Origin of the sequence: Corynebacterium sp. Marseille-Q2823 (assembly GCF_903645345.1) — a bacterium.
Classification (GTDB): domain Bacteria; phylum Actinomycetota; class Actinomycetes; order Mycobacteriales; family Mycobacteriaceae; genus Corynebacterium; species Corynebacterium hiratae.
In genome coordinates, this window is record NZ_CAHJXS010000012.1 from 1 (window position 1) to 24,650 (window position 24,650).

Consider the following 24,650-nt stretch of genomic DNA (forward strand, 5'->3'; position numbering starts at 1 on the left):
ACGGCGCGGCCACCCAGACGGGCGACCTGCCACATTCGACACCGGCATCGACAACGAATGGAACCCCAGCTTAGGCATAAGAAAAGGCTGGGCCGGACGCTCCTAAATCCACACGAAATGTCCCTTAATGCGACACGCCGCAAATCCACACGAAATGTCCCTTAAGCCTAGTAGATGACATCCGGGGTGATAATGGCCTGCGGGTTGAGGATGATGCCCCAGAAGTAGGTCAAGGTCCGCGCGTGCTCATTGCCGGTAATGAGGCCCAGCGCCAAGATGGGGCGCAGCACATCGCACAGGTGCAAAGGCAACGACTCGCGGATATCGAATTGCTTCGGGTCCAGGGAGATGACCGTCCACGCAGTGCCCGCCACCAGCAAGGCCCAGCCCACCATCCGGCGGATGAAGGTCTCGCGGGAGGTTCCCTTGATCCTGCGGGCAGCGACGATAAAGACCCCGCAGGCCACCACGGTGATGCTCAACATGAGCGCATGCAGCGCGGTCCACTGCTGCATGCGCGGGTAGTCAGTCGGGCTTACTCGGGGCTTGCGGGGTCGTATCATAACGGGGTTTTAATTTACCCCTTTGTATGAACATGTGAGAGATAAGGAGGTTCCTAGGCTGCTAGCTCGGAGTATTCGGAGAGTTTTCCGTCCTTGACTTCGACCACAGTGTCGGCATAGTCGAGCAAGCTGCGGTCGTGGGTAATGAACAGGGTTGCGGTGTCGAAGTCTTCAGTAACACCGCGGAGCAGCTTGGCAATGTCGCGCGAAAGCTTGGAATCCAAGGCGGAGGTGGGCTCATCCGCAAGCAACACGGAAGGCTGGCCCATGAGTGCGCGGGCAATATTGACGCGCTGGCGCTGGCCGCCAGAAAGCTGGTTCATGCGGCGGTTCCCAAAGCCCTCCAAGCCCACGAAACTGAGCAGCTCATCGGCACGATCCTGGCGCGGCTTGCGGCCCTCCATGTGGTCAATGATGAGCAGCTGTTCGCGCGCGGTCAGGGCGGCCAGCAGGTTGGCCTGCTGGAAGATGAGCCCGCGGGAGCCGGTTCGCTCCACGGTGCCGGAGTCCGGCTCGATGAGGCCGGCGGCTACGGAGAGCAGTGTGGACTTGCCGGAACCGGATTCGCCGATGACGGCGGTGAGCTCGCCCGGCTTGACGTCCAGGCTGACATTATCCAGCGCCGTAACGCGGGAGTCACCATCCGGGTAGGTCACCACGATGTCGCGAAGGGACAGTGCAGGGGAAGAAGCGGTGGTAGTCATTAGGCGTTGCCTCCTAGGGCGTCGAGCGGATTGATTTTGGAGACGCGGCGGGTGGCCAGGAAGGCACCAGCGATGCCGAGCAGCCAGATACCGAGCGCGGGAACAAGGACGGTCATGGCAGAGACCTCAAAAGGCACAGCACCCTGGGCGGCAAGGCCCAGCAGCCAGCCGACGAGCGCGCCGACCCCAACGCCGATCGCCAGGATGATGGCGGCCTGCGCGATGGCATCCTTGAGCAGGTACTTCACGCTGGCGCCAAGGGCGCGCAGGATGGACAGGTCACGGGTGCGCTGGATTGTCCAGATACTCAGGAAAGCGATGGTGACCAGCGCGGAAATCCCATAGAGGAAGGCTTGCATAGTCAGCAGCGAACCGCGCTCCGAGCTATAAGCCGGAAGACCGGACAGGGCCTTGCCCATAGACACGGAGGTGTCGGTCGGCTCCTGGGACAGCACGGCTACGCCCACCATGTCCTCAGGAGAATGGGAGACCTGCTGCCAGGTTTCGGTAGAGACCCACACCACCGGGGAGTGGGAATAGTACTCATCCTCAACCACCGCGGTGACGTCCAAATCCACACCGCCGAGAGTGCCCCGGGAAGGTGCGTTCATCTCTTCATCGATGGATTGGCTCAAAACCATGCCTTCCTCCGGAATCACGGTGCTGGAGCCAGGAATCTGAGTACCTTCGGGCAGGCCGAAGACTGCCACGCCGCCGTGGCCCTCCAGCTTGGTCTGCGAAGTACCAAGCGGAATGCCAGAAGCGGGGACGTCCTCGGCGAAGATCTCCGACTCGGTGAAGGACGGATCTTCCGTCGAGAAGGTCACGTTCGGAGTCTGCTCCCCGAGTGCCTCCAGGGCGGAAGTATTCTGCTTGGACAGGCCTTGGGTCAGGCCGGACAACATAACGAGCAACAACGTAATTAGAGCCACGACGCCGCCGATCAGGAAAAACCGACCGCGGGCGGTGACTATCTCTCTCAATGCCAGGAACATACTTTTAATCCTGCTGTGGCCAGCGCAGAAAGTAATCGAGTAGCCAGTTGAACCTCCACTCAACCAGTTGGTTGATTCCCCCTCCTCCAACCAGGCGATAAGCTGGACTGCCGTGATGATGAGCAACAGACTGTGGACCGTGGGACTGCACACCATGTTCGGTTTCCTCCTCGTATTCGGAGTACTCCGCGCATGGGCCGATGACCGCCTCGACGCCCGCGCCCTCGGCCTCTCCATCGCACTCGCAGTGGTCTACACGGGGTTTGCCATCTTCGGCTCCCGCACCATCACCCGCCCCGTCCCCACCACGCTGTGGCTCGCCGCCCTGTGCCTGCTGTGGATCGGGCTTATGGTGCACGCCCAAGACTTCATGTGGCTCGAGTTCCCGCTGGTCTTCGTCTTTATCCATGCGCTTCCCTTCTGGCCGGGAATCGTCGCCAGCGTGGTGCTGTGGGCCGTCGCCGCCTTCGTCCCCGCGTGGCTCCACCCACAGGGGTGGACTGCGGCCGCGGCCATCGGCCCGTTCATCGGCACCTGCTTTGCCGTGGCCGTCTACCACGCCGCCCGCCGGGTTCAGGCGGAGGCGGCGCACCACGAGGCCGTCGCCAAGCAGCTGCGTGAGACCCAGGAGGAGCTGGCGGCCAGCGAGCACCAAGCCGGGCGCCTCGAGGAACGGGAGCGGCTCTCCCGCGAAATCCACGACACAGTGGCGCAGGGGCTGTCCTCCATCGTCCTGCTCAGCCGCGCCGCCAAGAAGACGTCTACTCAACAGGACGTCGCTGAACAGCTCGCGCTCATTGAAAAGGTCGCCCAGGACAACCTCGCCGAGGCCCGGCGCTTCGTCAAAGAGCTGGCAGCCCCCGCCTCCTCCATCGACGCGGAACTGCGCTCCCTCGTGGATGAGCTCCAAGCCCAAGCCAAGGGACTGGGGCTGCGCACCCGCTTCGGGCTCAAACTCACCGGCAGTGCCGACGTCCCCGCCGAGTTTTCCCACGTCATCCTGCGCGCCGCGCGCGAAGGACTCACCAATGTCATGAAACACGCCGATGCCGACCGCGCCGTGGTCACTCTGGGCTCTTTCGAGGATGAGATCACCTTGGATGTCGTCGATGACGGTCGCGGCATCGAAGGGCCGCGCGGCTTCGGGTTAACCGGCCTGGAGCAGCGTGTTCGCAGCGTCGGCGGCAGCGTCCAGGTAGAATCTTCACCCGCCGGCACCGCGCTCGCGGTGCGAATCCCAACAGGAAGCAGCAGCAATGGTCAACGTGATGCTCATCGATGATCACCCCGTGGTCCGCGCCGGGCTGCGCGCGATTCTTAATGCCTTCCCCGACATCGAGGTGGTGTTGGAAGGCTCCGACGGCTCGGCCGTCGAGCAGCTGACGGATGCTGATGCTCCCCATATCGATGTGGTCGTCTGCGATATTCAGATGCCAGATGTCGATGGCATCGCCGCCACCCGGCGCGTGCGCGAGCTCGATGGGCCACCGGTGCTCATCCTGACCACCTATGACACGCAGGCGGATATCCTGGCCGCCGTGGAGGCGGGCGCGTTGGGTTACCTGCTCAAGGACGCCCCCGAGGAAACGCTGCACACCGCGGTGCTCGACACGGCTGCGGGAAAGCGGACCTTGGCGCCTGAGGTCACCAACCTCCTGGCGGAGCGCTTGGCGCAGCCGGAAACCGCGCTGTCCGCGCGCGAGCTGGAGATCCTGCAGGCGCTGTCAACGGGAGATTCCAACAAGCAGATTGCCCAGCGGCTCTTCATCTCCGAGGCCACGGTCAAGACCCACCTGATCCACGTCTATCAAAAGCTGGGCGTGGAAACCCGCACGGCGGCCGTCTCCGCTGCCCGCGAACGAAAGCTCATCCAATAAATGCATACGTACGATTGCATCGTGGTGGGTGGCGGCCAATCCGGCCTGGCCACCGGCTACTACCTGCGCCGGAACAAGCTCGATTTCCTCATCCTCGATGCCAACGACTCCCCCGGCGGGGCCTGGCAACACGTGTGGGACTCGCTCACGCTCTTTAGCGATGCCCAATCCTCCACGCTGCCCGGCTGGCCCATGCCTTCTTACCCGGGTTTCCCGCCGGCTTCCCATGTGGTGGACTACCTCACCCGCTATGAGCAGCGCTATGACCTGCCGGTCCGGCACGAGGTGGCGGTGGAGCGCGTGCTTGACGACGATCCCTTCTTCCGCCTTCTCACCACTCACGGTGAGTTCCGATCCCGGACCGTCGTGGCCGCGACGGGCACGTGGTCCGCGCCCTTTATCCCCTTCTACCCCGGTGAATTTGCTGGCCGCCAATGGCACACGGCAAGCTACCCGGGGCCGAATCCTTTCTTAGCCAGCACCAGCAGCGGCCATATCAGCCGTGTGGCCGTTGTCGGCGCGGGCAACTCCGGTGCCCAGATCGCCGCCGAGCTAGCCCTCGCCAGTGTGGACACCACGTGGTTTACCACGCACCCGCCGCGCTGGATGCCGGATGATGTGGATGGGCGCGTGCTCTTTAGCCGCAACCGTCAGCGCATGCTGGCGAAGCTTCGCGGCGAACCGGACCCAGGCCCCGAAACAGAACTGGGGGATATCGTCATGGTCCCGCCGGTGCTCAAGGCCCGCGATAGTGGGCTGCTGCGCGCCACCGACATGTTTTGCTCGCTCGATGAACTCACGAGCAGGCTGCTACGACTCATCGGCTTCGCCCAGCGCGCCTTCCCCGGCTGCTGGCAGAGGAAGCCCACGGTGGAAGGTTTCTTCCTGGCTATGGTCGTGGACTGTTCGGCTCGCCACGATTACCGGTGTCTCCCTAGGCGCGGCGGGTGGCGGGGGACGTCGCCACGCTCGTGCGTACGCCCAGCTAAGTACTACAGCGCCACCATGGCGAGGAGCACCACCGCTGCCAGCGCAAGCAGGAATCCGAGGCGGCGCAGAATCTTCATCTGCTCTTCGCGTCCCACGCGCGCCATGAGTGCGGCGCCGAGGACAGCACCCACCGTGTTGTATAAGAGGTCGTCGATATCGCTAAAGCCCAGCGCGAAGACGTATTGAGCGCTTTCTATGCACAGGCTGACCATGAGGCCGATGAGCATCGCCCCGCCCAAGCCCCAGCGAATCCTGACGCGGTTGCGCCCGGCCACGTAAATCGCTGCTCCCAGCGGCATGAAGAGGGCGATATTCCCCAGGAGATCGGTCCATCCGCCGTACCACACGGAGGCGTTCTCAAATCCGCCAAAGAGCTGCAGATTGACCCTTCGCACCGCATGCGCGGAGCCGTCCACCACGCCGGGGATGTCCATGAAGGGCTTGCCCACCGTCGCCAACACCACGACCACCAGGGACAGGGCCGCGACAAGGAGAGAATCACGAAGCAGGTGCTGATACGGATCCGGCGCGGGCCGCAGCCGATTGCGCGGGCGTTGAGCTTCTATCCCAGTCATGCGCTTCACCCTAACGATGTTCTCTGGACGCTGGCTGAAGCATTAGCCGGAAAACGCTGCTTCACATCCTCTGTACGATAGTGCCCATGAGCACACTCATTGTCACTCGCACGGATTCCGGAGTAACTCATTCTTTCCAGGAGCAGCCCCTGCTCGGGGAAGGTGACACGCTGGTAGATGTACAGTTTTCTTCCCTCAATTACAAGGACGCTATGGCCCTGGAGGGCAATAAGGGCGTCATGCGCATCGATCCCCTCGTTCCCGGTATCGATGTGGTGGGCACCGTGGTGGAAACGTCCGATTCACGCTTGAGCCCTGGCCAGCTTGTCGTCTCCTGCGGCGATGGCCTGGGCGAATTTCGCCATGGCGGCTACACCACCCGCCAGCGCGTCAACGGTGAAGCCACCATCCCCGTGCCCCAACGCTTCAGCGCGCACGATGCCGCCGCGATTGGCACGGCCGGATACACCGCCGCTATCTGCGTCAACCAGCTGCGCACGCACGGCACGACGAAGGGCCACATCCTCGTCACCGGTGCCACCGGCGGCGTGGGCTCCATCGCGGTCCAGCTGCTCAAGTCTTCCGGCTACGAGGTCACCGCCGTCACCGGCCGCGTGGAATCCCAGTCGGAGTACCTCACCTCACTCGGCGCGGATCACGTGCTTGACCGTGCAGCGCTGTCTGAGACCGGCCGCCCGCTGCAGAAGGCGCTGTACGACGGCGCCGTCGACCCCGCCGGCTCCACCGTCCTAGCCAACGTGCTGGCGCAGGTGCGCTGGGGCGGCGTGGTGGCGGCCACCGGTATGGCGGCTGGTCCGGATCTTCCCGCCTCGGTGCTGCCGTTCATCCTGCGCGGCATCGTGCTGGCCGGCGGTAACTCCGTCGACGCGCCCCGCGAGGTGCGCGAGGCGGCCTGGCAGCTTCTCGACGAACACCTCGACCTCACCATGCTGAACTCTATTACTGAAACGGTACCGCTGGCCGATGTCGCCACTGCCGCTCAAGAGCTGCGCGCCGGCTCCCGCCATGGACGCACGGTAGTCGAGATATAGGAAGGGGCAGGTGTGAGCGGGCAGCCGTTTACTGCCCGGCCCCTTTAGTGGTGCACGCGGTGCGATAGCGATTCGTCGTCAGTGCCGGGGGCGTTACCCAGCTCGCCGGTGAATTCATCGTCGCTGCGCGCCAACCAGATGGAGGACACAACCAGTCCGCCCCAGATGACGACGACGAAGAGGATAAAGAGCAGGATTGCGCTTGTAGTCATTGTTATTCTCCTTTCCTACTAGCCGCTACTTGTCGTCCGTGTTCGGTGCGGCGGCGTTGCCTGTAGCAAGCGGGTTCGGTGTGCCGGCCGGGCGGCCGCCCACTGGGACGCCGTAATCAGACGTCTCTATGCCGTCTAGGTACTTGTTTCCGCGGAAGTCCACTAGCGGCATGACGAAGCTAACGAGCAGAATGACGCCCAGAACCGCCCAGCCAAAGAGCCCAATCTGTGTGGAGGAGTAGCCCTCATAACCTTCGCGGACAATCGTGATGATCTCGTTGACCAGGAAGTAGACGAGCAGCAGCGGGGTCGCGACGAAAGTCAGGAACTGCCAGAAGCCACCCACCTTGAACTGCGACACGGCGTTGATGTGCTGCTGGATCTCGCGGCGGCGGCCGGTCACCCAGCCGACGACTACGAGGGCGCAGATGGCGCCGAAGACGATGCCCAGGTTATTGGTGAACTTATCCATGATGTCCAGGGTGACCAGGCCCGAGGAGGTGGCGAACAGGAAGCAGGACAGTACTCCCATGGCGCTGCCAACGCTGATGGCAGAAACGCGGCGAGAGATGTTGAACTTATCTGCCACGGCGGAGACAACGACCTCCATGATGGAGATCAGCGAGGTCACACCGGCCAGGAACAGGGAGCCGAAGAAGAGAACTCCGAACAATCCGCCGAGCGGCATGAGGTTGATGATGGTCGGGAAAGCGATGAAGGCCAGACCGATACCAGACTTAGCCACCTCATCCACAGACACACCCTGCTGGGCGGCCATGTAGCCCAGAGTGGCGAAGACTCCGATGCCGGCGAGAACCTCGAAGGAGGAGTTAGCAAAGGCGGTCACCAGACCCGTGTTGGTGAGGTTGGTACGCGGCTTGAGGTAGGAGGCGTAGGTGATCATGATGCCGAAGCCGATGGACAGAGAGAAGAAGATCTGTCCGTAGGCGGCGATCCACACCGATGCGTTGCTCAGCACGGACCAGTCCGGGGTGAAGAAAGCGTTGAGGCCCTCGGCGGCGCCGTCGAGGAAGAAGGCGCGGATGACCAAGATGATGAACATGACGGCCAGGACCGGCAGGAAGATGGAGGTCAGTTTACCGATGCCCTTGTTGATGCTCGTGGCCAGCGTGGCGATGCAGACAACCCATACGAGGATCATGACGCCCAGAATGGCGGGGACGACGTGGCCCGAGTAGGTTGCCTCTGGGTCCGCCTGGAGGAAGTCAACCATGAAATAGTCCGCGGGAGCTTCTCCCCACGCCTGGTTCACGGACTTGATGGTGTAGAGCGCCGCCCACGCAATGATGGCAGCGTAGTAGATGGCAATGAAGAAGTTCACGCCGACTTTGAACCAGCCGATTCCTTCCCAGCGGCTGCTGATACGGCGAAATGCCAGCGGTGCAGAACCGCGGAAGCGGTGACCAATGGCGAGGTCGAACCACAGGATGGGAATACCGGCGGTCAGCAAGGCCACCATGTACGGGATGAGGAAGGCACCGCCGCCGTTCTCATAGGCGACGTAGGGGAAGCGCCAGATATTACCCAGGCCGACGGCGGAGCCAATGGCGGCCATGAGGAAGACGAAGCGCGTATTAAAAGTATCGCGTGTCGAGCGAGTCTTATGCGGGGTTGTTGTGGTCATGAGAGAACTTTCTTCTTGAGCAAATATCGCGCACCACAAGACCGTAGGAATTGTTTATACGGACCGCGTACGGCGAGTATTAGCGAGAAGCTTAGTCTAACTGCCAACCTATAGGTACCGTTTTGAATATTTATTTACCCCCACAACACCACACCCCCTTTAGGGCCTGACCCTCCAACCGGAACAAAAGCCAGCGGAGAAAGGGTTAAGCGCTAAAGGGGGGGGTGGCGAGCGAACAACACTCGAGGCGATTAAACGTGCAGATCGCGGTTCTGAATACCCTTCGGGACGGAGAGCACACCAATGAGGGACACGACCGAAATCGCGATGCCGTAGGCAGCGATGGCCATCGAAGTCTCGTACCGCGTGTACAGCATCTCTGCAATCATCGGGGCAAAGGCACCACCAATGATGGAGCCGAAAGCGTAGCCGATGGACACGCCCGACAGGCGCACCCGCACCGGGAACATCTCCGCGTACATCGCTGACTGCGGGCCATAGGTCGCACCCAGGATGACGCCTAGGAGGAACACGGCCACGCCGAAGAACATGACGTTGCCCGAGTCAACCGCCCAGAACACCGGGGTGATATACAGCGCCAAGACGATGTAGCCGCCAATGAACGTTGTGCGGCGCCCCAACCGGTCAGACAGGTGGCCGAAGTACAGCGTTCCGATAAACCAACCAATCGACGCGATCAGGGCTACCCCAAGGGCCTGGGGGCGGGTATAGCCCACGACCTTCGTGCCATAGGCAGTGAAGTAGGCGATGACGAAGTAGCCAATCGCGTTGTTGGCGGCGAAGATGACCGCGCACTTGATGACGGTTCCGAGGTGGCCCTTGAACAGGACCGCAAGCGGTGCCGTGGACTTTTCCTTTAGTTCCTCCATCTCCGCGAAGGCCGGGGACTCTTCCACTGCCCGGCGGATCAGGTAGCCCAGGAGAATGAGCACCACGGAGGACAGGAACGGGATGCGCCAGCCCCAGGCAAGGAACTGCTCCGGAGTGAGGACCGAGGAGAGAACCAGCATGAAGATGGTGGCGAGGAACATACCAAGGGGCACACCAACCTGCGGGAACGCGCCGAAGAGTCCACGTTTGCCCTGCGGCGCGTGCTCAACGGCTAGCATCGCCGCGCCTCCCCATTCGCCGCCGGCGGACAGGCCCTGAAGGATGCGCAAGAGCACCAGCAGGATAGGCGCTGCCATGCCGATAGAGGCGTACGTCGGCAGCACACCCATCAACATGGTGGCCAAGCCCATGCCGACCAACGTGACCACGAGGACCGGCTTGCGTCCGAGCCGGTCACCCAAGTGGCCGGCCAGAATGGCCCCGAGGGGACGGAAAAGGAAGGAGATACCCAGCGACGCCCAGGCAATGATCTGAGCGAGCGAGGCGCTTTCGTTGGAGACCGGATCGAAATACTGGGTAGCGAAGATCAGGCCGGCGGCCTGAGCGTAGATGAAGAAGTCGAACCACTCAATAGTGGTGCCGACCATCGAACCGGCGAGCACGCGCTTGTGCTCTGTGGTGATTCCCGGCCCTTGGGCAGGCTGTTGGGTGACTGGTGCAGACATAGTGGGAGTCTTTTCTCTATGGGTGCAGAAGCACGGTGGATACAGTTAAAGCCAGTGAACGAAAGGGACAATGGTGAGGCGGGGCGTGCCAAAGAAGCCGAGAACGCGGCAGCGTTTTACTGATCGCGGTTGTCGACGATCCTCTTGGCCTTGCCCTCACCGCAATCGACGTGGTCAGTGATCTCGACGCCAACAGTGACGCCGATGCGCTCCTTGATCTGTTTCTTCAGCCACGCGGCGGAGGCATCGATCTGATCAGGAGTAGCCTCCGAGGAGTGCTCAACCACCAGGGTGAGGTGGTCCATGCGGCCACGCTTGCTCAGCACGCACTGGTAGCGCGGGCGAAGCACGCGGTCCTCAGTGATGATCTCCTCGAACTGCGACGGGAAACAGTTCACGCCACGCAGGATGATCATGTCATCGTTACGAGCGGAGATACGGTCGATGCGACGCATCGAACGCGCGGTACCCGGAAGCAGGCGGGTGATGTCGTGGGTGCGGTAGCGGATGATCGGGAAGGCCTCCTTGGTGAGGGAGGAGATGACCAACTCGCCATACTCGCCGTCGGGAACCGGCTGCATGGTCTCCGGATCGATGATCTCTGGGTAGAAGTGGTCCTCCCAGACGGTCAGGCCATCCTTGGTCTCGACACATTCTTGGGCCACGCCAGGGCCCATTACCTCGGAGAGGCCGTAGATATCGGTGGCCGTAATGCCGAAGCCTTCTTCGAGTTCGCGGCGCATTCCCTCGCTCCACGGCTCGGCGCCAAAGACGCCGGCGCGCAGGGAGGATTCGCGCGGATCCAGGCCTTCCTTGCGCATGCGGTCAAGGAGGTTGAGCACGTAAGACGGCGTACCCAGAATTGCGTCCGGCTGGAAGTCCTGCATGATCTGGATCTGGCGCTCCGTCTGACCACCGGAGGTCGGAATCGCCGTGGCTCCTAGGGCCTCGACGCCATAGTGGGCGCCCAGGCCGCCGGTAAAGAGGCCATAGCCGAACGTAATCTGAACCTTATCGCTCTTGCGCAGGCCGCCTGCCCGCAGCGAACGGGCTACGAGCTCGGCCCAAATACGCACGTCGTTCTCGGTGTATCCCACGACGGTCGGGCGACCCGTGGTGCCGGAAGAAGCGTGGATGCGGGAGATTTGGTTCTGGCCAACAGCAAACATCCCGAAGGGGTACTCCGCGCGAAGGGTTTCCTTGTCGGTGAACGGGAACAGCGCAAAGTCCGAGAGTTCCTTGAAGTCATCCGGGTGAACGCCCTTCTCATCGAACGCACGGCGGTAGTGCGGGACGTTGTAGTACGCGTGGCGAAGCTCGTTCTTCGCGCGCGCGGTCTGCAGCGCAATGATTTCATCGCGGGAGGCGTACTCAATGCCCATCTGGGGGCCGTGGTGGTCAGAGAAGATGTCAAACGTTGCGGTCACGTCATTTGCCTTTCATTTCGAGGAGTGGGAAATACCACACCCTTTAAGCTCCCTCGAAAGTGCTGCAAGAAGTTGGTTAGCTGGGACAACGCACAAAAGTACGTTAATTACTTACCGTTCGGTTGGGTAAGTCTTGTGACGTACACTACAGGCCGTTGTGGTGATAGACAACACAATAGTCAGTTTTGAAGCGCAACATCTCGCAGGCCACGCACCGACACCTATGGGCACGCAGGGCGAAACGCCGCCGCGACTAACGCGACACCCATCGCGACCATCTGCGAGCTAGGCCAAACAACATCTCAAAGCGGGCTCTCGCACAGTCGCTCGCCTATCAATCAACGTCGAGTTAATCATTCCGAAAATCATGCGGGTCAACAGCGGAGCCTCAATGTCGGAGCGGATAGCCCCCTCCTCCTGAGCAGCCTCCACCAGCGGAACCACGGAACGCGTCAGCGTACGACGGCGCTCCAACGCGCTCCGCTCCACCTCGGAGTTTCCACGCAAACGGAGCAAGAGCGCGACAGACTTCGGGTCGGAGCACAGCACCTCAATCGAGCCACGCAACAGCCCGCGCACCCTCTCCCCCGCCGATACATCGGCCGCGGCCATCTCTTCCGCGACCGCTTCCAAACGGCTCAGTGCCTGCACCACCGTGAGCTCCAAAATCTCTTCTTTCGACGAGATGTGGTGGTAGAGCGCGGACTTAGAAATCCCCAATTCGCTCGCCACATTATCCATCGACGTGGCGTCGTAGCCGCGGGCTGTAAAAGCACGGACAGCTGCACGAATGACATCTTCACGGGAGTAGCCGGGGCGGCCACGTGCCGCGCCCTGGACAGTGGATTTCTCATTCTTCACGCAGTCCATTCAAGCAGAGAGCCCCGAGCACCGTTAGACTAGTGAACCACCACACCCCTTTTCACTCCCTCGGCAGCACTGCGGAAACCCCTTACCTCAAGGAGGAATTCCCATGAGCACCGAGCACCCCATCCTCGCCCCCGGCGTCGCCGAAAGCCCCGAGTTCACCCACGTGCGCACCATGTTCGACGATGACCGTGCCACCGCGGAGATTGGCGCGAGAATTACCGCGCTAGACGTCGGCAGGTGCGAAGGCCACTTCACCATCCGCCCGGAGATGTGCAATGGACATGGCACGGCACAGGGTGGCTATTTATACATGTTTGCCGATTCCATCTTCGCCGGCGTTTGCAACTCCGGTGGCGACTTGGCCGTGGCCGCGCACAACTCGATTCACTACATCGCCCCCGCCTTCGAAGGGGATGTCGTTGACGGGGTTGGGGTGACCCGCCAAGCCTGGCGCCGCAACGGCGTTGTCGATGTCACCCTCAGCATCAAGGGTAAGCCCATCGCCGAATTCCGCGGCACGTACCGCGTGCTACCCGCCAAGCCCCAGAATCGCAACAAGTAGGGCGCAGCTCACAAACTTGGTTGACATAGCTCACACATGCCCCATATACTGACCAACCAGTCAGTAAGTATCACCGAGCCGACACTGAGCAGAGAGGGAACGATTCCTCCCATGACCCCATCAGAGAAAACACTCGCCGCCGTCCCGGCCGCGGATGAAGCACAAGCACAGCAGCGCTTCGACGAGCTCATCGCCGAAGACTCCCGCATCGAGCCCACCGACTGGATGCCCGCTGCCTACCGCAAGACCTTGACGCGCCAGATTTCCCAGCACGCGCACTCCGAAATCATCGGCATGCAGCCGGAGGCCAACTGGATCAGCCGCGCGCCTTCGCTCAAGCGCAAGGCCATCCTCATGGCCAAGGTGCAGGATGAGGCCGGCCACGGCCTCTACCTCTACTCCGCTGCGGAGACCTTGGGCACCTCGCGCGACGAGCTGGTTCAGCAGCTGCTCGACGGCACCGCCAAGTATTCCTCCATCTTCAACTACCCGGCGCGCACGTGGGCCGACATCGGAGCCATCGGCTGGCTGGTGGATGGCGCCGCCATCTGCAACCAGGTCCCGCTCTGCCGTGCTTCCTACGCACCCTATGGCCGCGCCATGGTGCGCATCTGTAAGGAAGAGTCCTTCCACCAGCGCCAAGGTTGGGGGATCCTCTACGAGCTGTCCCACGGAACGCCCGAGCAGAAGCAGATGGCGCAGGAAGCCATCAACCGTTTCTACGGACCCGCACTCCAGATGTTCGGCCCGCCCGACGATGACTCCCCCAACTCCAAGCAGTCCATGGCGTGGAACATCAAGCGCTTCTCCAACGACGAACTGCGCCAGCGCTTCGTGGACATGATCGTCCCGCAGGCTGAGGCCCTTGGCCTGCACTTTGAGGACCCGGACCTGAAGTGGAACGAAGAGCGCGGCCACTATGACTTCGGCGAGCTCGACTGGTCCGAGTTCAAGGCCGTCATCAAGGGCGAAGGCCCCTGCAACGTGCAGAGGATGCAGCGACGTCGCCAAGCGCATGCCGACGGCGCGTGGGTCCGTGAGGCTGCCGCAGCCTACGCCGAGAAGCACCACTCGGCTGATACCTCGCTTATCGCCTAAGCCCAAGCACACTGCCCAACCAGCCACAAGACTTTAAGGAAGATTCCATGTCCAGCTCCAACTGGCCCATGTGGGAGGTCTTCGTACGCTCCTCCCGCGGCCTTTCCCACGTTCACGCCGGCTCGCTCCACGCACCGGATGCCACCATGGCCCTGCGCAATGCCCGTGACCTTTACACCCGCCGCAACGAGGGAACCTCCGTCTGGGTTGTGCCCAGCGAGGCCATCGCCTCCTCTGACCCTGACTCTAAGGGCGGATTCTTCGAATCCCCGCAGGGCAAGAGCTACCGCCACGCCACCTACTACGACAAGTCGGAAGGAGTGCCGCACCTGTGACCGGATTTGCAGCCGCCGATTCTGCGACCAAGCAATCGCAGGGCAACGGCATCACCGCAGAAGACATCGCCGCCTCCGGCGCAGTGGCCCCCGAGGACACGGCTCGCTATGCGCTCATGCTGGGCGATGACGCCCTCATCCTGGCCCAGCGCCTGGGCTGGTGGATTTCGCGCGCGCCGGAGATGGAAGAGGACATCGCACTGGGCAACATCGCCCTCGATCTCATCGGGCACGCCCGCTTCCTACTGACCTACGCCGGTACCGCATGGGGCAAGACCGAGGATGACTTGGCTTACTTCCGTAACGAGGAGGAGTTCCGCTCCGCGCGCTTGGTCGAGCAGGAGAACGGCGACTTCGGCTACACCATCGCCCGCCAGCTGCTCTTTTCCTACTACCAGTACGGGCTCTACACGGCCTTGCTGGAGTCGCAGGATGAAACCATTGCGGCGATCGCGGCGAAGGCCATCAAGGAAGTCGAGTACCACGTCGACCACGCCAACCAGTGGATTCTTCGTCTGGGCCAAGGCACCGAGGAGTCCCACCGCCGAATCACGGAGGGCCTGATGTACATGTGGCCCTACCTTGACGAGCTCTTCGAGGATCTCCCGCTTCACGAGAAGCTGGCGGCAGAAGGCATCGCAGTTCTGCCCTCGAGCCTGCGCGCGCAGTTCGATGAGCGCATCGCCTACGTCCTAGACAAGGCAGGTCTGGCCATCCCGGACGTCAAGCAAGCCCGCTCCGGGCAGCGCACCGGGCGTTTCTCCGAGCACCGCGGTTTCATCCTCGCGGAGATGCAGTCCTTGGCGCGCCAACACCCCGGCGCGACCTGGTAAAGACAAGGAAAGGACCAAGGTTTCATCGTGTCCATCACAGATAAATCCCACCCGCTGCGCCCCACGCAGCCTGACGACGCCCACGTGTGGGACGTCGCCGCCGAGGTGCCCGATCCGGAGATCCCCGTGATCTCTATCGCCGACCTTGGAATTCTCCGAGAAGCACGCCTGGAAGGCGATACTGCGGTGGTCACGATTACCCCAACCTACTCCGGCTGCCCCGCCATGGAACACATCACGGCGGACATCACCACAGCGCTGACCGATGCCGGCTACGCGAAGGTGCGCGTCGACCTCGTTCTCCACCCGGCGTGGACCACCGACTGGATGACGGAGACCGGCCGGCAAAACCTCAAGGACTACGGCATTGCCCCACCCAGCGGTAAAACCCGGGCCACGCCGGAAGGTCCTATCCCGCTCACACTCGAACCGCCGCCGGCCATCGAATGCCCCCACTGTGGCTCCCGCCGCACACGTAAGCTTGCCCAATTCGGTTCCACCTCCTGCAAAGCTCTCTACAACTGCCAGGATTGCTTGGAGCCCTTCGACTACTTCAAGGTGCACTAATGACCACGACCCCGTCTGCCCCCACAAAGAAGAAGGCCACGTTCAACACCCTGACCGTGTCCGAGGTGCGCGCCCTGACTTCAGACTCCGTGGAGGTTTCCTTCGCTATCCCTCCGGAGCTCCAGGACGATTATGACTACATCCCCGGCCAGTACGTTGCACTGCGGGCAACCATCGACGGCCAGGAAGTCCGCCGCTCCTATTCCATCTGCGATGTGCCTCGCGACGGCGTGCTGCGCGTCGCCATCAAGCGCGACCGCGGTGGCGTCTTCTCCACGTGGGCCAATGACACCCTGCAGCCCGGCGACACCATGGACGTGATGAACCCGCAGGGCGCGTTCACCTCGAAGACCCACCTGACCGGGCTTAACAACCCGGAAGCCGTGCGCGCGGAGCTGGAGAAGCTCGAGAACCCGCACCTCGTGGCCATCGCCGCCGGTTCCGGCATCACGCCGATCATGGCGATCGCCCAGACCGTGCTCCACACCTCCCCCGACACCACTTTTGAGCTCATCTTTGCCAACAAGGGCGGCGGCGACGTCATGTTCGCCGAAGAGATCGGTGACCTCAAGGACAAGTTCCCCACGCGCTTTGCCGTGCACCACGTCCTCTCCCGCGAGCAGCGCGTCAACCCGCTGTTCTCCGGACGCATCGATGCTGAAAAACTCCAGACCCTGCTGGATAACGTCGTGCGCACGGACGCTGTCGACGAGTGGTTCCTCTGCGGTCCCTTCGATTTGGTGCAGCTGGTGCGCGATGAGCTGGCCAGCCGCGATGTCGGTGAGAAGGACGTGCGCTACGAGCTGTTCACCACCGGTAAGCCCTCTGGGGATCAGAACCAGGCCGGGCGCCACGTCGAGGTGGATCCGGAAGGCGATAACGTCAGCATCAACTTCCAACTCGATGGCCTCTCCGGCTCCGTGGAGTCCCCAGTTTCTGCCAACGAATCCCTGCTCAACGCCGCCCTGCGCGTGCGCTCCGACGTCCCCTTCGCCTGCGCCGGCGGCGTGTGCGGCACCTGCCGCGCCAAGCTGGTCGAGGGCGAGGTCGACATGGCGGAGAATTACGCCCTGGAGACCGACGAGGTCAAGGCTGGCTACATCCTGACCTGCCAGTCGCGCCCCACCACGCCCACCATCGTCCTCGACTTCGACGCCTAGGAGAAACATCCATGATCGACCTGCACCACGACGCCGAAGCCGGGGTCGTTGAGCTCGTACTCAACAACCCAAAGGCCATCAATTCCCTCGCGGAAGAAGACCTCGCCGAGCTCTCCCGCTGCCTCGATGAGGCCGCGCAGCTTAGCCCCCGCGCACTCATCTTGCGCGGTGAAGGCAAGGGCTTTTGCGCCGGCCGCAACATCAAGGGGCTCAACCCGCGCGAAGACGACGCCACCGCCTACCTCGCGGACGTTGTCACCCCCGTGCTCACAAAGATTGATAACTTCCCTGCCCCCACCTTCGCCGCCGTGCACGGCCCCTGCCTCGGCGTGGGCCTCGGCCTCGCCTTGGCCTGCGACGTCGTCTACGTTGCCGAAGATGCCAAGTTCGGTTCCCCATTCGCCAACCTAGGCGCCACTCTCGATTCGGGAGGGCACTCCCTCTTCGTCGAACGCCTCGGCACACACCGCGCGATGGACCTCATCATCACCGGCGAACTCATCTCCGGTGCGGAAGCGGTGCGCGCTGGCCTCTTCTCCCGTGCAGTCCCGGCAGAGGAGCTGCTGGAGTTTACCCGGGGCGTCGCCCAGCGCGCAGCCCGCGGCGCCACCCAAGCTTTTCTCACCAGCCGCACCCTGGTCCAGGACATCCGTGACAACGGCACCGGTTTGTGGGCCAGCGTCGATGCCGAGAACATCGCCCAAGGAAAACTCTGCGATACCGAGGACTACTACGAAGGCTTCGCCGCTTTCAATGAGAAGCGCCCGCCGGTCTTCCGCGGACGCTAAAACCTCCAGACCTTCTAGAACGCATACCGCGCAGTTCACACAGCGCAGTACACACGAATTAGTTAAGGAAAAACATGACCGCTTACCTCGTTTCCGGATTCCGCACCCCCGTGGGCCGCTACGGCGGCGCACTGTCCTCGGTTCGCCCAGATGACCTCATGGCCACCGCTATCAAGAAGACGGTAGAGGAGGCTGGCCTCGACCCCTCCGCAGTGGATGAAGTCATCATCGGCAACGCCAACGGCGCCGGCGAGGAGAACCGCAACGTTGCCCGCATGTCCTGGCTGCTCGCCGGGTTCCCGGACACCGTTCCGGGCATTACGGTCAACCGCCTGTGCGCGTCAGGTATGTCCTCGATTGCCCTGGCCACTGCCCTCGTGGAATCCGGTCAGGCGGATATCGTCGTCGCCGGCGGCGTCGAATCCATGTCCCGCGCTCCCTGGGTCATGGAGAAGCCTAGCAAGCCTTTTGCCAAGCCAGGCCAGGTTTTTGATACCTCCATTGGCTGGCGTTTTGCCAACCCAAAGTTCGCGGAGCAGGAGAAGATGACCTACTCCATGCCGGAAACCGCCGAAGAGGTGGCCAACGTCTTCGGCATTAGCCGCGAGGAAGCCGACGCCTTCGCCGTGCGTTCCCAGGAGCGCGCGCTCGCCGCGATTGAGGCCGGAAAGTTCGCCAGGGAAATCGTGCCCATCGAGGTCACCGACCGCAAGGGCAACGTCACCGTCGTCGATACCGATGAGGGCCCCCGCCCGGGCACCACGATGGAGGTCTTGGCCAAGCTGCGCCCGGTGACCTCACTGGGTGACGTCACCACGGCGGGTAACGCCTCCTCGCTGAACGACGGTGCCTCCTGCGTCATTGTCGCCTCCGACGAGGCACTTGAAAAGCACAACCTGACCGCCCGCGCCCGCGTGGTGGCCAACTCCGCGCGCGGTGTGCGCCCGGAAATCATGGGCACGGGCCCCATCCCGGCAACCCGCGACGTGCTCGAGCGCGCCGGCTGGGAGCTGGACAGCGTGGATGCCGTCGAGCTCAACGAAGCTTTCGCATCACAGTCCATCGCCTGCATCCGCGAGCTAGGCTTGGATGAGGACAAGGTCAACGCCTGGGGCGGCGCCATCGCGCTGGGCCACCCGCTGGGTCCTCCGGTTCCCGCATTACCTTGACCCTGCTCAACCGTCTGGAAACAGACGGGCTGAGCCGCGGCATCGCCACCATGTGCGTGGGCGTGGGCCAGGGCACCGCAATTGCGATTGAGAGGGTGTAAATGACTACTGCCATCGAGATTTCAACGCGCGGTGAGAAGGACGAGATAGTCGTCGCCAAGCTCAACCGCCCCGCCGTCCGCAACGCCATCGATGAGCAGATGGTGGCGGAGTTCCACGAGCTCTGCGCGCAGCTCGAGTCCGATCCTCGCATCCTCATCATCACCGGCTGCACGGTGGATACCCCGAAGGGTCCCCGCGGGATCTTCGCCTCCGGGGCGGACATCGCGCAGCTTCGGGAGCGCCGCCGCGAGGATGCCCTCCGCGGCATCAACTCCGGCATCTTCCACCGCATCGCCTCACTGCCCTCCCCCGTCATCGCAGCGGTGGATGGCTACGCCCTCGGTGGCGGTCTGGAGCTGGCCTTGGCCGCGGACTTCCGTGTGTCCACTCCTTTTGCCAAGTTTGGGCAGCCCGAAGCCGGCCTGGGTATCGCTGCCGCCGCGGGTGCCACCTGGCGCCTCAAGGAGTGCGTGGGCACCCCGCTAGCGAAAGAGATTCTGCTGGCCGGGCGCATCCTCAACGGCGAGGAAGCACTGGCCAACCATCTGGTCAGCGAGCTGCACGAGCCGGATGCGCTGGTCGACGGCGCCCTGGAACTAGCCGGGCGCATAGCCCAGCAGGACCCGCTCGCCGTGCGCTTGACCAAGCAGCTCATCGCCATGCCAGATGCAGCGCACCCGGCGGTGGATAACATCGCCCAGGCCGTGCTCTTTGAGTCCCCCGCCAAGTTTGAGCGGATGCAGGCCTTCCTGGACCGCAAGAAATAAACCTTCCACTCACAAGGAGAGTCAACTCATGTCCTCAGTACTGCAGGTTCCCGCCAAGGTCGGCGTGCTCGGCGGCGGCCGCATGGGCGCCGGCATTGCTCACGCCTTCCTGGCCGCCGGCGCGTCCGTGACCGTGGTGGATATCAACGATGACGCCGTGGCCGCCGCCCGCGAGCGCGTGCACAAGGCCATCCGCGGCTCCCTCGACCGCGGGGCGGAAGGCACCTTCGAATCCTGGGATGAGCGTCTCAGCTTGTCCACCGCCGCCTCCGCCTTTGCCGGCTTTGACCTCGTGGTTGAGGCAGTTCCGGAGTCGATGGATCTCAAGGTGGCCGCCTTTAAGGATATCGCCGAAGCCGCCCCGCAAGCCGTCGTCGCCACCAATACCTCCTCACTGTCGGTATCCCAGCTGGCAGAGAGCATCCCCAACGACGTCATTGGCCTGCACTTCTTCAACCCGGTTCCGGCCTCCAAGCTGGTAGAAGTGGTTGTTGCCGAGTCCACCCCGGAAGCACTTGTGGAGACAGCCAAGGGCTGGGTCGAGGGCCTGGGTAAGACCGCGGTGGTGGTCAAGGATGCCCCCGGCTTCGCGTCCTCCCGCCTCGGCGTGGCCATCGCGCTTGAGGCCATCCGCATGGTCGAGGAAGGCGTGGCCTCCCCGCGCGATATCGACAACGCCATGGTGCTGGGCTACAAGTTCCCCATCGGCCCGCTGGAGCTGACCGATATCGTGGGCCTGGATGTGCGCCTCGGCATCGCCGAATACCTCGAATCCCAGCTGGGTGAGCGCTTTAGCCCGCCGCAGCTCATGCGCGACATGGTCGCCCGCGGCGAGCTGGGCCGCAAGTCCGGCAAGGGCTTCTACGACTACTCCGAGTAGCCACTCCCTCCCACACCCGGCTCGGGCACCACGAAGCGGTACCCCAAGCCGGGCTCCGTGAGGAGGAAGGCGGGATTAGCTGGGTCATCCTCTAGCTTGCGGCGCAACTGGGAGGTGTAAATACGCAGGTAGTGCCCCTGCCCCTCAAAGCCTGGACCCCAGATTTCAGAAAGCAGATCCTCTTTGCGTACCAAGCCGCCGTGGGCGCGAAGCAACGTGGTGAGCACGCCCCACTCGGTGGGGGTCAGGTGCAACGGCTCACCGTCTTTAGTGATGGAATGGCGCGGAACGTCGATCAGAACGTCCCCGGCGCGTACCACAGCGGCCTCAGTGCGCCTCACTGGACTCTGTGGGCTACCATGTCTTAGCGCCACGCGCACGCGGGCCAGAAGCTCCTCCATAGAGAAGGGCTTGGTGACGTAGTCGTCCGCGCCGCGGTCGAGAGCTGCGGCGCTGAACAGCGGATCAGAACGTGCCGTCAAGATGATCACCGGTACTGCAGACCATCCGCGGATTCCTTCCAACACGACGGTTCCGTCCATATCCGGCAACCCCATGTCCAAGATGACTACGTCTGGCTGCTGCTGTGACACCACCTGCAGTCCCTTAGCACCTGTACGTGCTGGGTGAACCTCGTAGCCCCGAGCCTTGAAATTAATGCTCAGTGTGTTGAGCAGACGCGGGTCATCGTCCACGATGGCGATGCTAGTTTTCTTCGTCGTCATTTTTGTTCTCCTCCCGCGACGGGAAACCGCAAAACAAAGGTTGCGCCCGGGGTGGCAGCTACCTCGATGCTACCGCCCATGGCCTCCACAAAGCCTTGAACAACAGAAAGGCCAAGGCCCACTCCGTTGTCGTTGCTGGTATCACCCAAACGCTGAAATGCCTGGAACAGTTCCTTCTGTTTCTCCGGCGGGATACCCGGTCCTTCATCGCCGACAATCAGTTCCACCTGTTCGGCGATAGTCTGAGCACTCATCGTCACCTGGCCAGTCGGCGCATAACGCAGGGCGTTATCAAAGAGATTGGCCAAGACACGCTCCATGAGGGCTGCATCCGCGCAGCACGTAACTCCACGCACACTAGGGTCCAGATGGATGCGCCCAATTTGCTCCGGGGAATGCCCGAAGGCACAGGAAGCAATGGCGCGATTAGCCACTTCGGCTACGTCGACGATGTCTCGGCGGGCGGTTATGGCGCCAGCTGTGAGCCGGGAGTAATCCAACAAATTGGTGACCAACCCGGTGAGTTCCTCGATGCTCGCCGCAGTTTCTGCCAAAAGCATATCTTGGTCCTCGGGAGTGAATTCAATGTCGGCATTACGCAATGACGACACCGCCAACTTGGCCGTTGCCAACGGAGTACGCAAATCGTGGCTCACACTCGACAGCAGCGCTCGCCGCAGCTCGTCTGCAGCGGCTATCGCATCAGCGCGCGCGGCCTCAGCAGAAAGCTTTTCGCGGCGAACAATACCCGCGAGGTAGCCCGCGACCACGGTGACAAGGCCACGATCCCGGGCAGACAGAGTCGGGCCCGCAAGACGAAGCTGAACCGTCCCATCTTCGCTCGCCACAACGGTGTCCACTGTCTGTTCATGGCGCACTTTCTCGGGAATATGAAGGTGCTTCGAAGTGCGCTCGGGGCTAACTGCGCGCCAGGTGGCAAGGACGTCACCGTTGTCATCCAGCAGCTCCGCTCGACGACAATTGAATGCCTCCCCCACCTTGCGCATCACGGCATCTTTCGGGGAAGAATCTGCACGGCGATTCAACGCGGCACGGGAAAACACCGTAAGCAGCTCAGCATCACGCGCAGCCACAGCTGCATTCGCCCGCTCAATCTTGGCGCGGCGCACAAGAATGCCGACTGCCAGAGCGATAGCCACCATGACCACGGCGATGACAGCGTTAGCGGGATCGGCGATGTCGAAGGTATGGATTGGCTCGGTGAAAAACCAATTGACCGCCAAACCGGAAGCCACCGCCACCACCACGGCCGGCCACAGGCCACCCACCAAACTGACAAGCAGAATGAGTGCAAAGTAGAACGCAGAACAGGTACCTGTTCCCAAGTCCTGGCCGTCAGCCTGCACTAACAACGCAGTGAGTCCGACGAAGGCCAACGCTGAACTAAGCCACGCGATTGCACGCTGCGGGAAGGGCCGGAAAGGATGCAGCATACGTGTGAGCGGAAACGGCTTTTCCGGGGGAAGATTGACAAGGTGGCAGTCAATCGAGCCGGATTCGCGCAGTACTGTCTCTGCTACCGTGCTGTGCCAGTGCACGCCGAAACGCCGCCGCGGCGACACCCCGACAACAAGCTGGGTAGCGTTGACGCTTCGCGCAAAGTTGAGCAGAGCTTCCGGCACGGAGTCCCCAGTAACCTGGTGCAGCCGCGCACCCACATCGTGGGCCAGGGTCTGCAGCCGGGCAAGTTGTTGCGCCGATCCCGCCACCGAAGAGGAACGCGACGTGAAGGAATCACCAAAAACGACGTGGACCACATGCAGTTCCGCCGAAGATTTCGTCGCGATGCGCCGCCCGCGCCGGATCAGGGTCTCAGCATGGGCAACGTTTTGGATGGCCACAACGACCCGCTCACGTGCTTCCCACGTAGCGGTGATTTTTTGATCCGAGCGATACGTAATGAGTGCTTCATCAACCTGATCTGCCAGCCAGAGCAGTGCCAACTCGCGCAACGCGGTGAGGTTTCCCACGCGGAAGTAATTGTTGAGTGCAGGTTCGATGCGTGCTTCGCGGTACACGTGTCCGTCGCTAAGCCGGGTGCGCAGAAGCTGCGGGGAGACGTCGACCAGCTCGATTTCATTCGCAGCACGCACTACCTCATCCGGCACGGTTTCCTGCGGTGCGATGCCCGTGATCTGCTTGACTACATCGTTGAGGCTTTCCAGATGCTGGATATTGAGAGTCGAGATGACGTCAATTCCGGCAGCCAGAATCTCTTCGATGTCTTCCCACCGCTTCTCGTGCTCTTCGTCGCGAGGATTGGAGTGGGCAAACTCATCGACGAGGACTATGTCAGGCTTGCGCTCGATGACTGCGGCGGTATCCAGCTCCCCGGCGGACAGACCGTCAACGGTGCGCCGCGGAATGATCTCCAAACCCTCGCACAAGGCTTTCGTATATGCGCGACCGTGGTCTTCCACAATGCCGACGACAACGTCACGGCCTTGGTTAATCAGCGTGTGCGCCTCACTAAGCATGGCGCAGGTTTTGCCCGCGCCGGGAGCGGCGCCCAACAAAATCTTCAAGGTGCCGCGTTTGGTGCGCGAGGACGGCGCAGTTGCTTCGGTCAACATTGCTTCATCTTATGAGCTGATCTTTATGAGCAGGGAGTAGGCGTGGGCAACGACATATTGAGAGTTGTCACATTGACCGTGTCTTCGCCTAGAAAACCGAGGCTGGCATGCTCCGTGTTCTCGGCGATGAGCTTTTCCATCTCTTCCATGCTGATGCCCTGCTCCCGAGCCACACGCGGAGCTTGCAGCTTGGCGTACTCGGGGCTGATGCCGGAATCCACGCCAGAGCCGGAGCCCGTGACGGCGTCGGCAGGCACACGGTCTTCGCTTACGCCTTCCCGCTGGGCAATAGCGGCGCGGCGTTCCTGGATGTTTTTCTCCAGCTCCGTGCTGCTCGTACCGTAGTTACTCATTCCCTCGGCGCGAGGGAAGAAGTAGGGGCCCTCGCTCACCCCGTCTTGGATTTGGGTAGAGCCCACGAGGCACTCTCCTTGGTAGATGAGATTGCCGTCGGCGGACTGCGGTGTGATGCGGGAAATGGCCCACACAGCCGCCGGATAGACCATGCCGAGTGCTACGACGCAGAGCAGCACGGCGACAAAACCGGCAATGAGGTTACGCAGATAAACACGCATTGTTCTTC

At 62.4% G+C, this 24,650-nt stretch carries 24 protein-coding genes and 2 pseudogenes; 14 read left to right on the plus strand and 12 right to left on the minus strand.

Going from position 1 to position 24,650, the window contains the following annotated elements:
- Positions 1–167: 167 nt before the first annotated feature.
- The 3 genes from HWX44_RS11970 to HWX44_RS11980 are packed head-to-tail and all read right to left on the minus strand — an operon-like array spanning position 168 to position 2,262.
- Positions 168–563 (minus strand): YwaF family protein, encoded by a 396-nt coding sequence (locus tag HWX44_RS11970; protein ID WP_254868239.1) that lies wholly within the window; start codon positions 561–563, stop codon positions 168–170.
- Between the two features lie 53 nt (positions 564–616).
- Positions 617–1,267 (minus strand): ABC transporter ATP-binding protein, encoded by a 651-nt coding sequence (locus HWX44_RS11975; RefSeq protein WP_175974874.1) that lies wholly within the window; start codon positions 1,265–1,267, stop codon positions 617–619.
- Positions 1,267–2,262, minus strand: a complete 996-nt coding sequence (locus HWX44_RS11980) for an ABC transporter permease (RefSeq protein WP_175974876.1) — start codon at positions 2,260–2,262, stop codon at positions 1,267–1,269. Before HWX44_RS11980 ends, HWX44_RS11975 begins: the two co-directional genes overlap by 1 nt.
- A gap of 115 nt (positions 2,263–2,377) precedes the next feature.
- Between HWX44_RS11980 and HWX44_RS11985 the strand changes: the two genes are divergently transcribed.
- From HWX44_RS11985 to HWX44_RS13580, 3 genes and pseudogenes are all read left to right on the plus strand, one after another.
- On the plus strand, positions 2,378–3,544 hold the full coding sequence (locus tag HWX44_RS11985; RefSeq protein ID WP_175975011.1) for a sensor histidine kinase: 1,167 nt from the start codon (positions 2,378–2,380) through the stop codon (positions 3,542–3,544).
- On the plus strand, positions 3,519–4,139 hold the full coding sequence (locus HWX44_RS11990; RefSeq protein WP_175974878.1) for a response regulator: 621 nt from the start codon (positions 3,519–3,521) through the stop codon (positions 4,137–4,139). The genes HWX44_RS11985 and HWX44_RS11990 overlap by 26 nt, the downstream gene beginning before the upstream one ends.
- A pseudogene (locus tag HWX44_RS13580) lies at positions 4,140–4,679 on the plus strand (NAD(P)-binding domain-containing protein); the annotation flags it as partial.
- A 452-nt stretch (positions 4,680–5,131) separates the two neighbouring features.
- Here the strand turns inward: HWX44_RS13580 and HWX44_RS12000 are convergent.
- Positions 5,132–5,704, minus strand: coding sequence for a VanZ family protein (locus HWX44_RS12000; protein ID WP_175974880.1), 573 nt, complete (start codon positions 5,702–5,704; stop codon positions 5,132–5,134).
- Positions 5,705–5,790: 86 nt separating this feature from the next.
- Between HWX44_RS12000 and HWX44_RS12005 the strand changes: the two genes are divergently transcribed.
- Positions 5,791–6,756, plus strand: coding sequence for an MDR family oxidoreductase (locus HWX44_RS12005; protein ID WP_175974882.1), 966 nt, complete (start codon positions 5,791–5,793; stop codon positions 6,754–6,756).
- A 44-nt stretch (positions 6,757–6,800) separates the two neighbouring features.
- Here HWX44_RS12005 and metS read toward each other — a convergent pair whose 3' ends face one another.
- The 5 genes from metS to HWX44_RS12030 form a co-directional block, all read right to left on the minus strand.
- Positions 6,801–6,968, minus strand: coding sequence for a methionine/alanine import NSS transporter subunit MetS (gene metS / locus HWX44_RS12010; protein WP_046648774.1), 168 nt, complete (start codon positions 6,966–6,968; stop codon positions 6,801–6,803).
- A gap of 25 nt (positions 6,969–6,993) precedes the next feature.
- Entirely contained in the window at positions 6,994–8,613 is a 1,620-nt protein-coding gene (locus tag HWX44_RS12015; RefSeq protein WP_175974884.1) for a sodium-dependent transporter, read from the minus strand.
- Between the two features lie 251 nt (positions 8,614–8,864).
- Positions 8,865–10,190 (minus strand): MFS transporter, encoded by a 1,326-nt coding sequence (locus HWX44_RS12020; RefSeq protein ID WP_175974886.1) that lies wholly within the window; start codon positions 10,188–10,190, stop codon positions 8,865–8,867.
- Positions 10,191–10,306: 116 nt separating this feature from the next.
- A complete protein-coding gene (locus tag HWX44_RS12025; RefSeq protein ID WP_444843292.1) occupies positions 10,307–11,572 on the minus strand; it encodes an AMP-binding protein in 1,266 nt (421 codons plus the stop codon).
- 330 nt (positions 11,573–11,902) lie between these two features.
- Positions 11,903–12,478 (minus strand): TetR/AcrR family transcriptional regulator, encoded by a 576-nt coding sequence (locus HWX44_RS12030; RefSeq protein ID WP_254868243.1) that lies wholly within the window; start codon positions 12,476–12,478, stop codon positions 11,903–11,905.
- Positions 12,479–12,590: 112 nt separating this feature from the next.
- On the opposite strand from HWX44_RS12030, the gene HWX44_RS12035 reads away from it, so the two are divergent.
- The 10 genes and pseudogenes from HWX44_RS12035 (at position 12,591) to HWX44_RS12080 (ending at position 20,748) form a co-directional block, all read left to right on the plus strand.
- Positions 12,591–13,049 (plus strand): hotdog fold thioesterase, encoded by a 459-nt coding sequence (locus tag HWX44_RS12035; RefSeq protein WP_175974900.1) that lies wholly within the window; start codon positions 12,591–12,593, stop codon positions 13,047–13,049.
- A 111-nt stretch (positions 13,050–13,160) separates the two neighbouring features.
- Complete coding sequence (gene paaA, locus HWX44_RS12040; protein ID WP_175974902.1) at positions 13,161–14,147, plus strand: 1,2-phenylacetyl-CoA epoxidase subunit PaaA; 987 nt, start codon at positions 13,161–13,163, stop codon at positions 14,145–14,147.
- 47 nt (positions 14,148–14,194) lie between these two features.
- Positions 14,195–14,482 carry a 1,2-phenylacetyl-CoA epoxidase subunit PaaB gene (gene paaB / locus HWX44_RS12045; protein ID WP_039672784.1) on the plus strand — a complete coding sequence of 96 codons (288 nt, stop codon included), beginning with the start codon at positions 14,195–14,197 and terminating at the stop codon, positions 14,480–14,482.
- Positions 14,479–15,315: a 1,2-phenylacetyl-CoA epoxidase subunit PaaC gene (gene paaC / locus HWX44_RS12050; protein ID WP_070517300.1), complete on the plus strand. Its 837-nt coding sequence runs from the start codon at positions 14,479–14,481 to the stop codon at positions 15,313–15,315. The genes paaB and paaC overlap by 4 nt, the downstream gene beginning before the upstream one ends.
- Before the next feature lie 27 nt (positions 15,316–15,342).
- Positions 15,343–15,882: a 1,2-phenylacetyl-CoA epoxidase subunit PaaD gene (gene paaD, locus HWX44_RS12055; protein ID WP_175974905.1), complete on the plus strand. Its 540-nt coding sequence runs from the start codon at positions 15,343–15,345 to the stop codon at positions 15,880–15,882.
- Positions 15,882–17,042 (plus strand): 1,2-phenylacetyl-CoA epoxidase subunit PaaE, encoded by a 1,161-nt coding sequence (gene paaE, locus HWX44_RS12060; RefSeq protein ID WP_175974907.1) that lies wholly within the window; start codon positions 15,882–15,884, stop codon positions 17,040–17,042. Before paaD ends, paaE begins: the two co-directional genes overlap by 1 nt.
- A gap of 11 nt (positions 17,043–17,053) precedes the next feature.
- A complete protein-coding gene (locus HWX44_RS12065) occupies positions 17,054–17,830 on the plus strand; it encodes an enoyl-CoA hydratase/isomerase family protein (protein ID WP_175974909.1) in 777 nt (258 codons plus the stop codon).
- Positions 17,831–17,904: 74 nt separating this feature from the next.
- A pseudogene (locus tag HWX44_RS12070) lies at positions 17,905–19,100 on the plus strand (thiolase family protein).
- Positions 19,101–19,868 carry an enoyl-CoA hydratase/isomerase family protein gene (locus HWX44_RS12075; protein ID WP_175974911.1) on the plus strand — a complete coding sequence of 256 codons (768 nt, stop codon included), beginning with the start codon at positions 19,101–19,103 and terminating at the stop codon, positions 19,866–19,868.
- 28 nt (positions 19,869–19,896) lie between these two features.
- Positions 19,897–20,748, plus strand: coding sequence for a 3-hydroxyacyl-CoA dehydrogenase family protein (locus HWX44_RS12080; RefSeq protein WP_175974913.1), 852 nt, complete (start codon positions 19,897–19,899; stop codon positions 20,746–20,748).
- On the opposite strand, the gene HWX44_RS12085 is transcribed toward HWX44_RS12080, so the two are convergent.
- Genes HWX44_RS12085 through HWX44_RS12095 form a run of 3 tightly spaced genes read right to left on the minus strand, consistent with a single transcriptional unit; the run spans position 20,736 to position 24,642 of the window.
- Positions 20,736–21,473 carry a response regulator gene (locus tag HWX44_RS12085; protein WP_175974916.1) on the minus strand — a complete coding sequence of 246 codons (738 nt, stop codon included), beginning with the start codon at positions 21,471–21,473 and terminating at the stop codon, positions 20,736–20,738. The genes HWX44_RS12080 and HWX44_RS12085 overlap by 13 nt on opposite strands.
- Complete coding sequence (locus HWX44_RS12090; RefSeq protein WP_175974918.1) at positions 21,470–24,067, minus strand: ATP-binding protein; 2,598 nt, start codon at positions 24,065–24,067, stop codon at positions 21,470–21,472. The genes HWX44_RS12085 and HWX44_RS12090 overlap by 4 nt, the downstream gene beginning before the upstream one ends.
- A 23-nt stretch (positions 24,068–24,090) precedes the next feature.
- Positions 24,091–24,642 carry a potassium-transporting ATPase subunit C gene (locus HWX44_RS12095; protein WP_175974920.1) on the minus strand — a complete coding sequence of 184 codons (552 nt, stop codon included), beginning with the start codon at positions 24,640–24,642 and terminating at the stop codon, positions 24,091–24,093.
- Positions 24,643–24,650 lie beyond the last annotated feature (8 nt).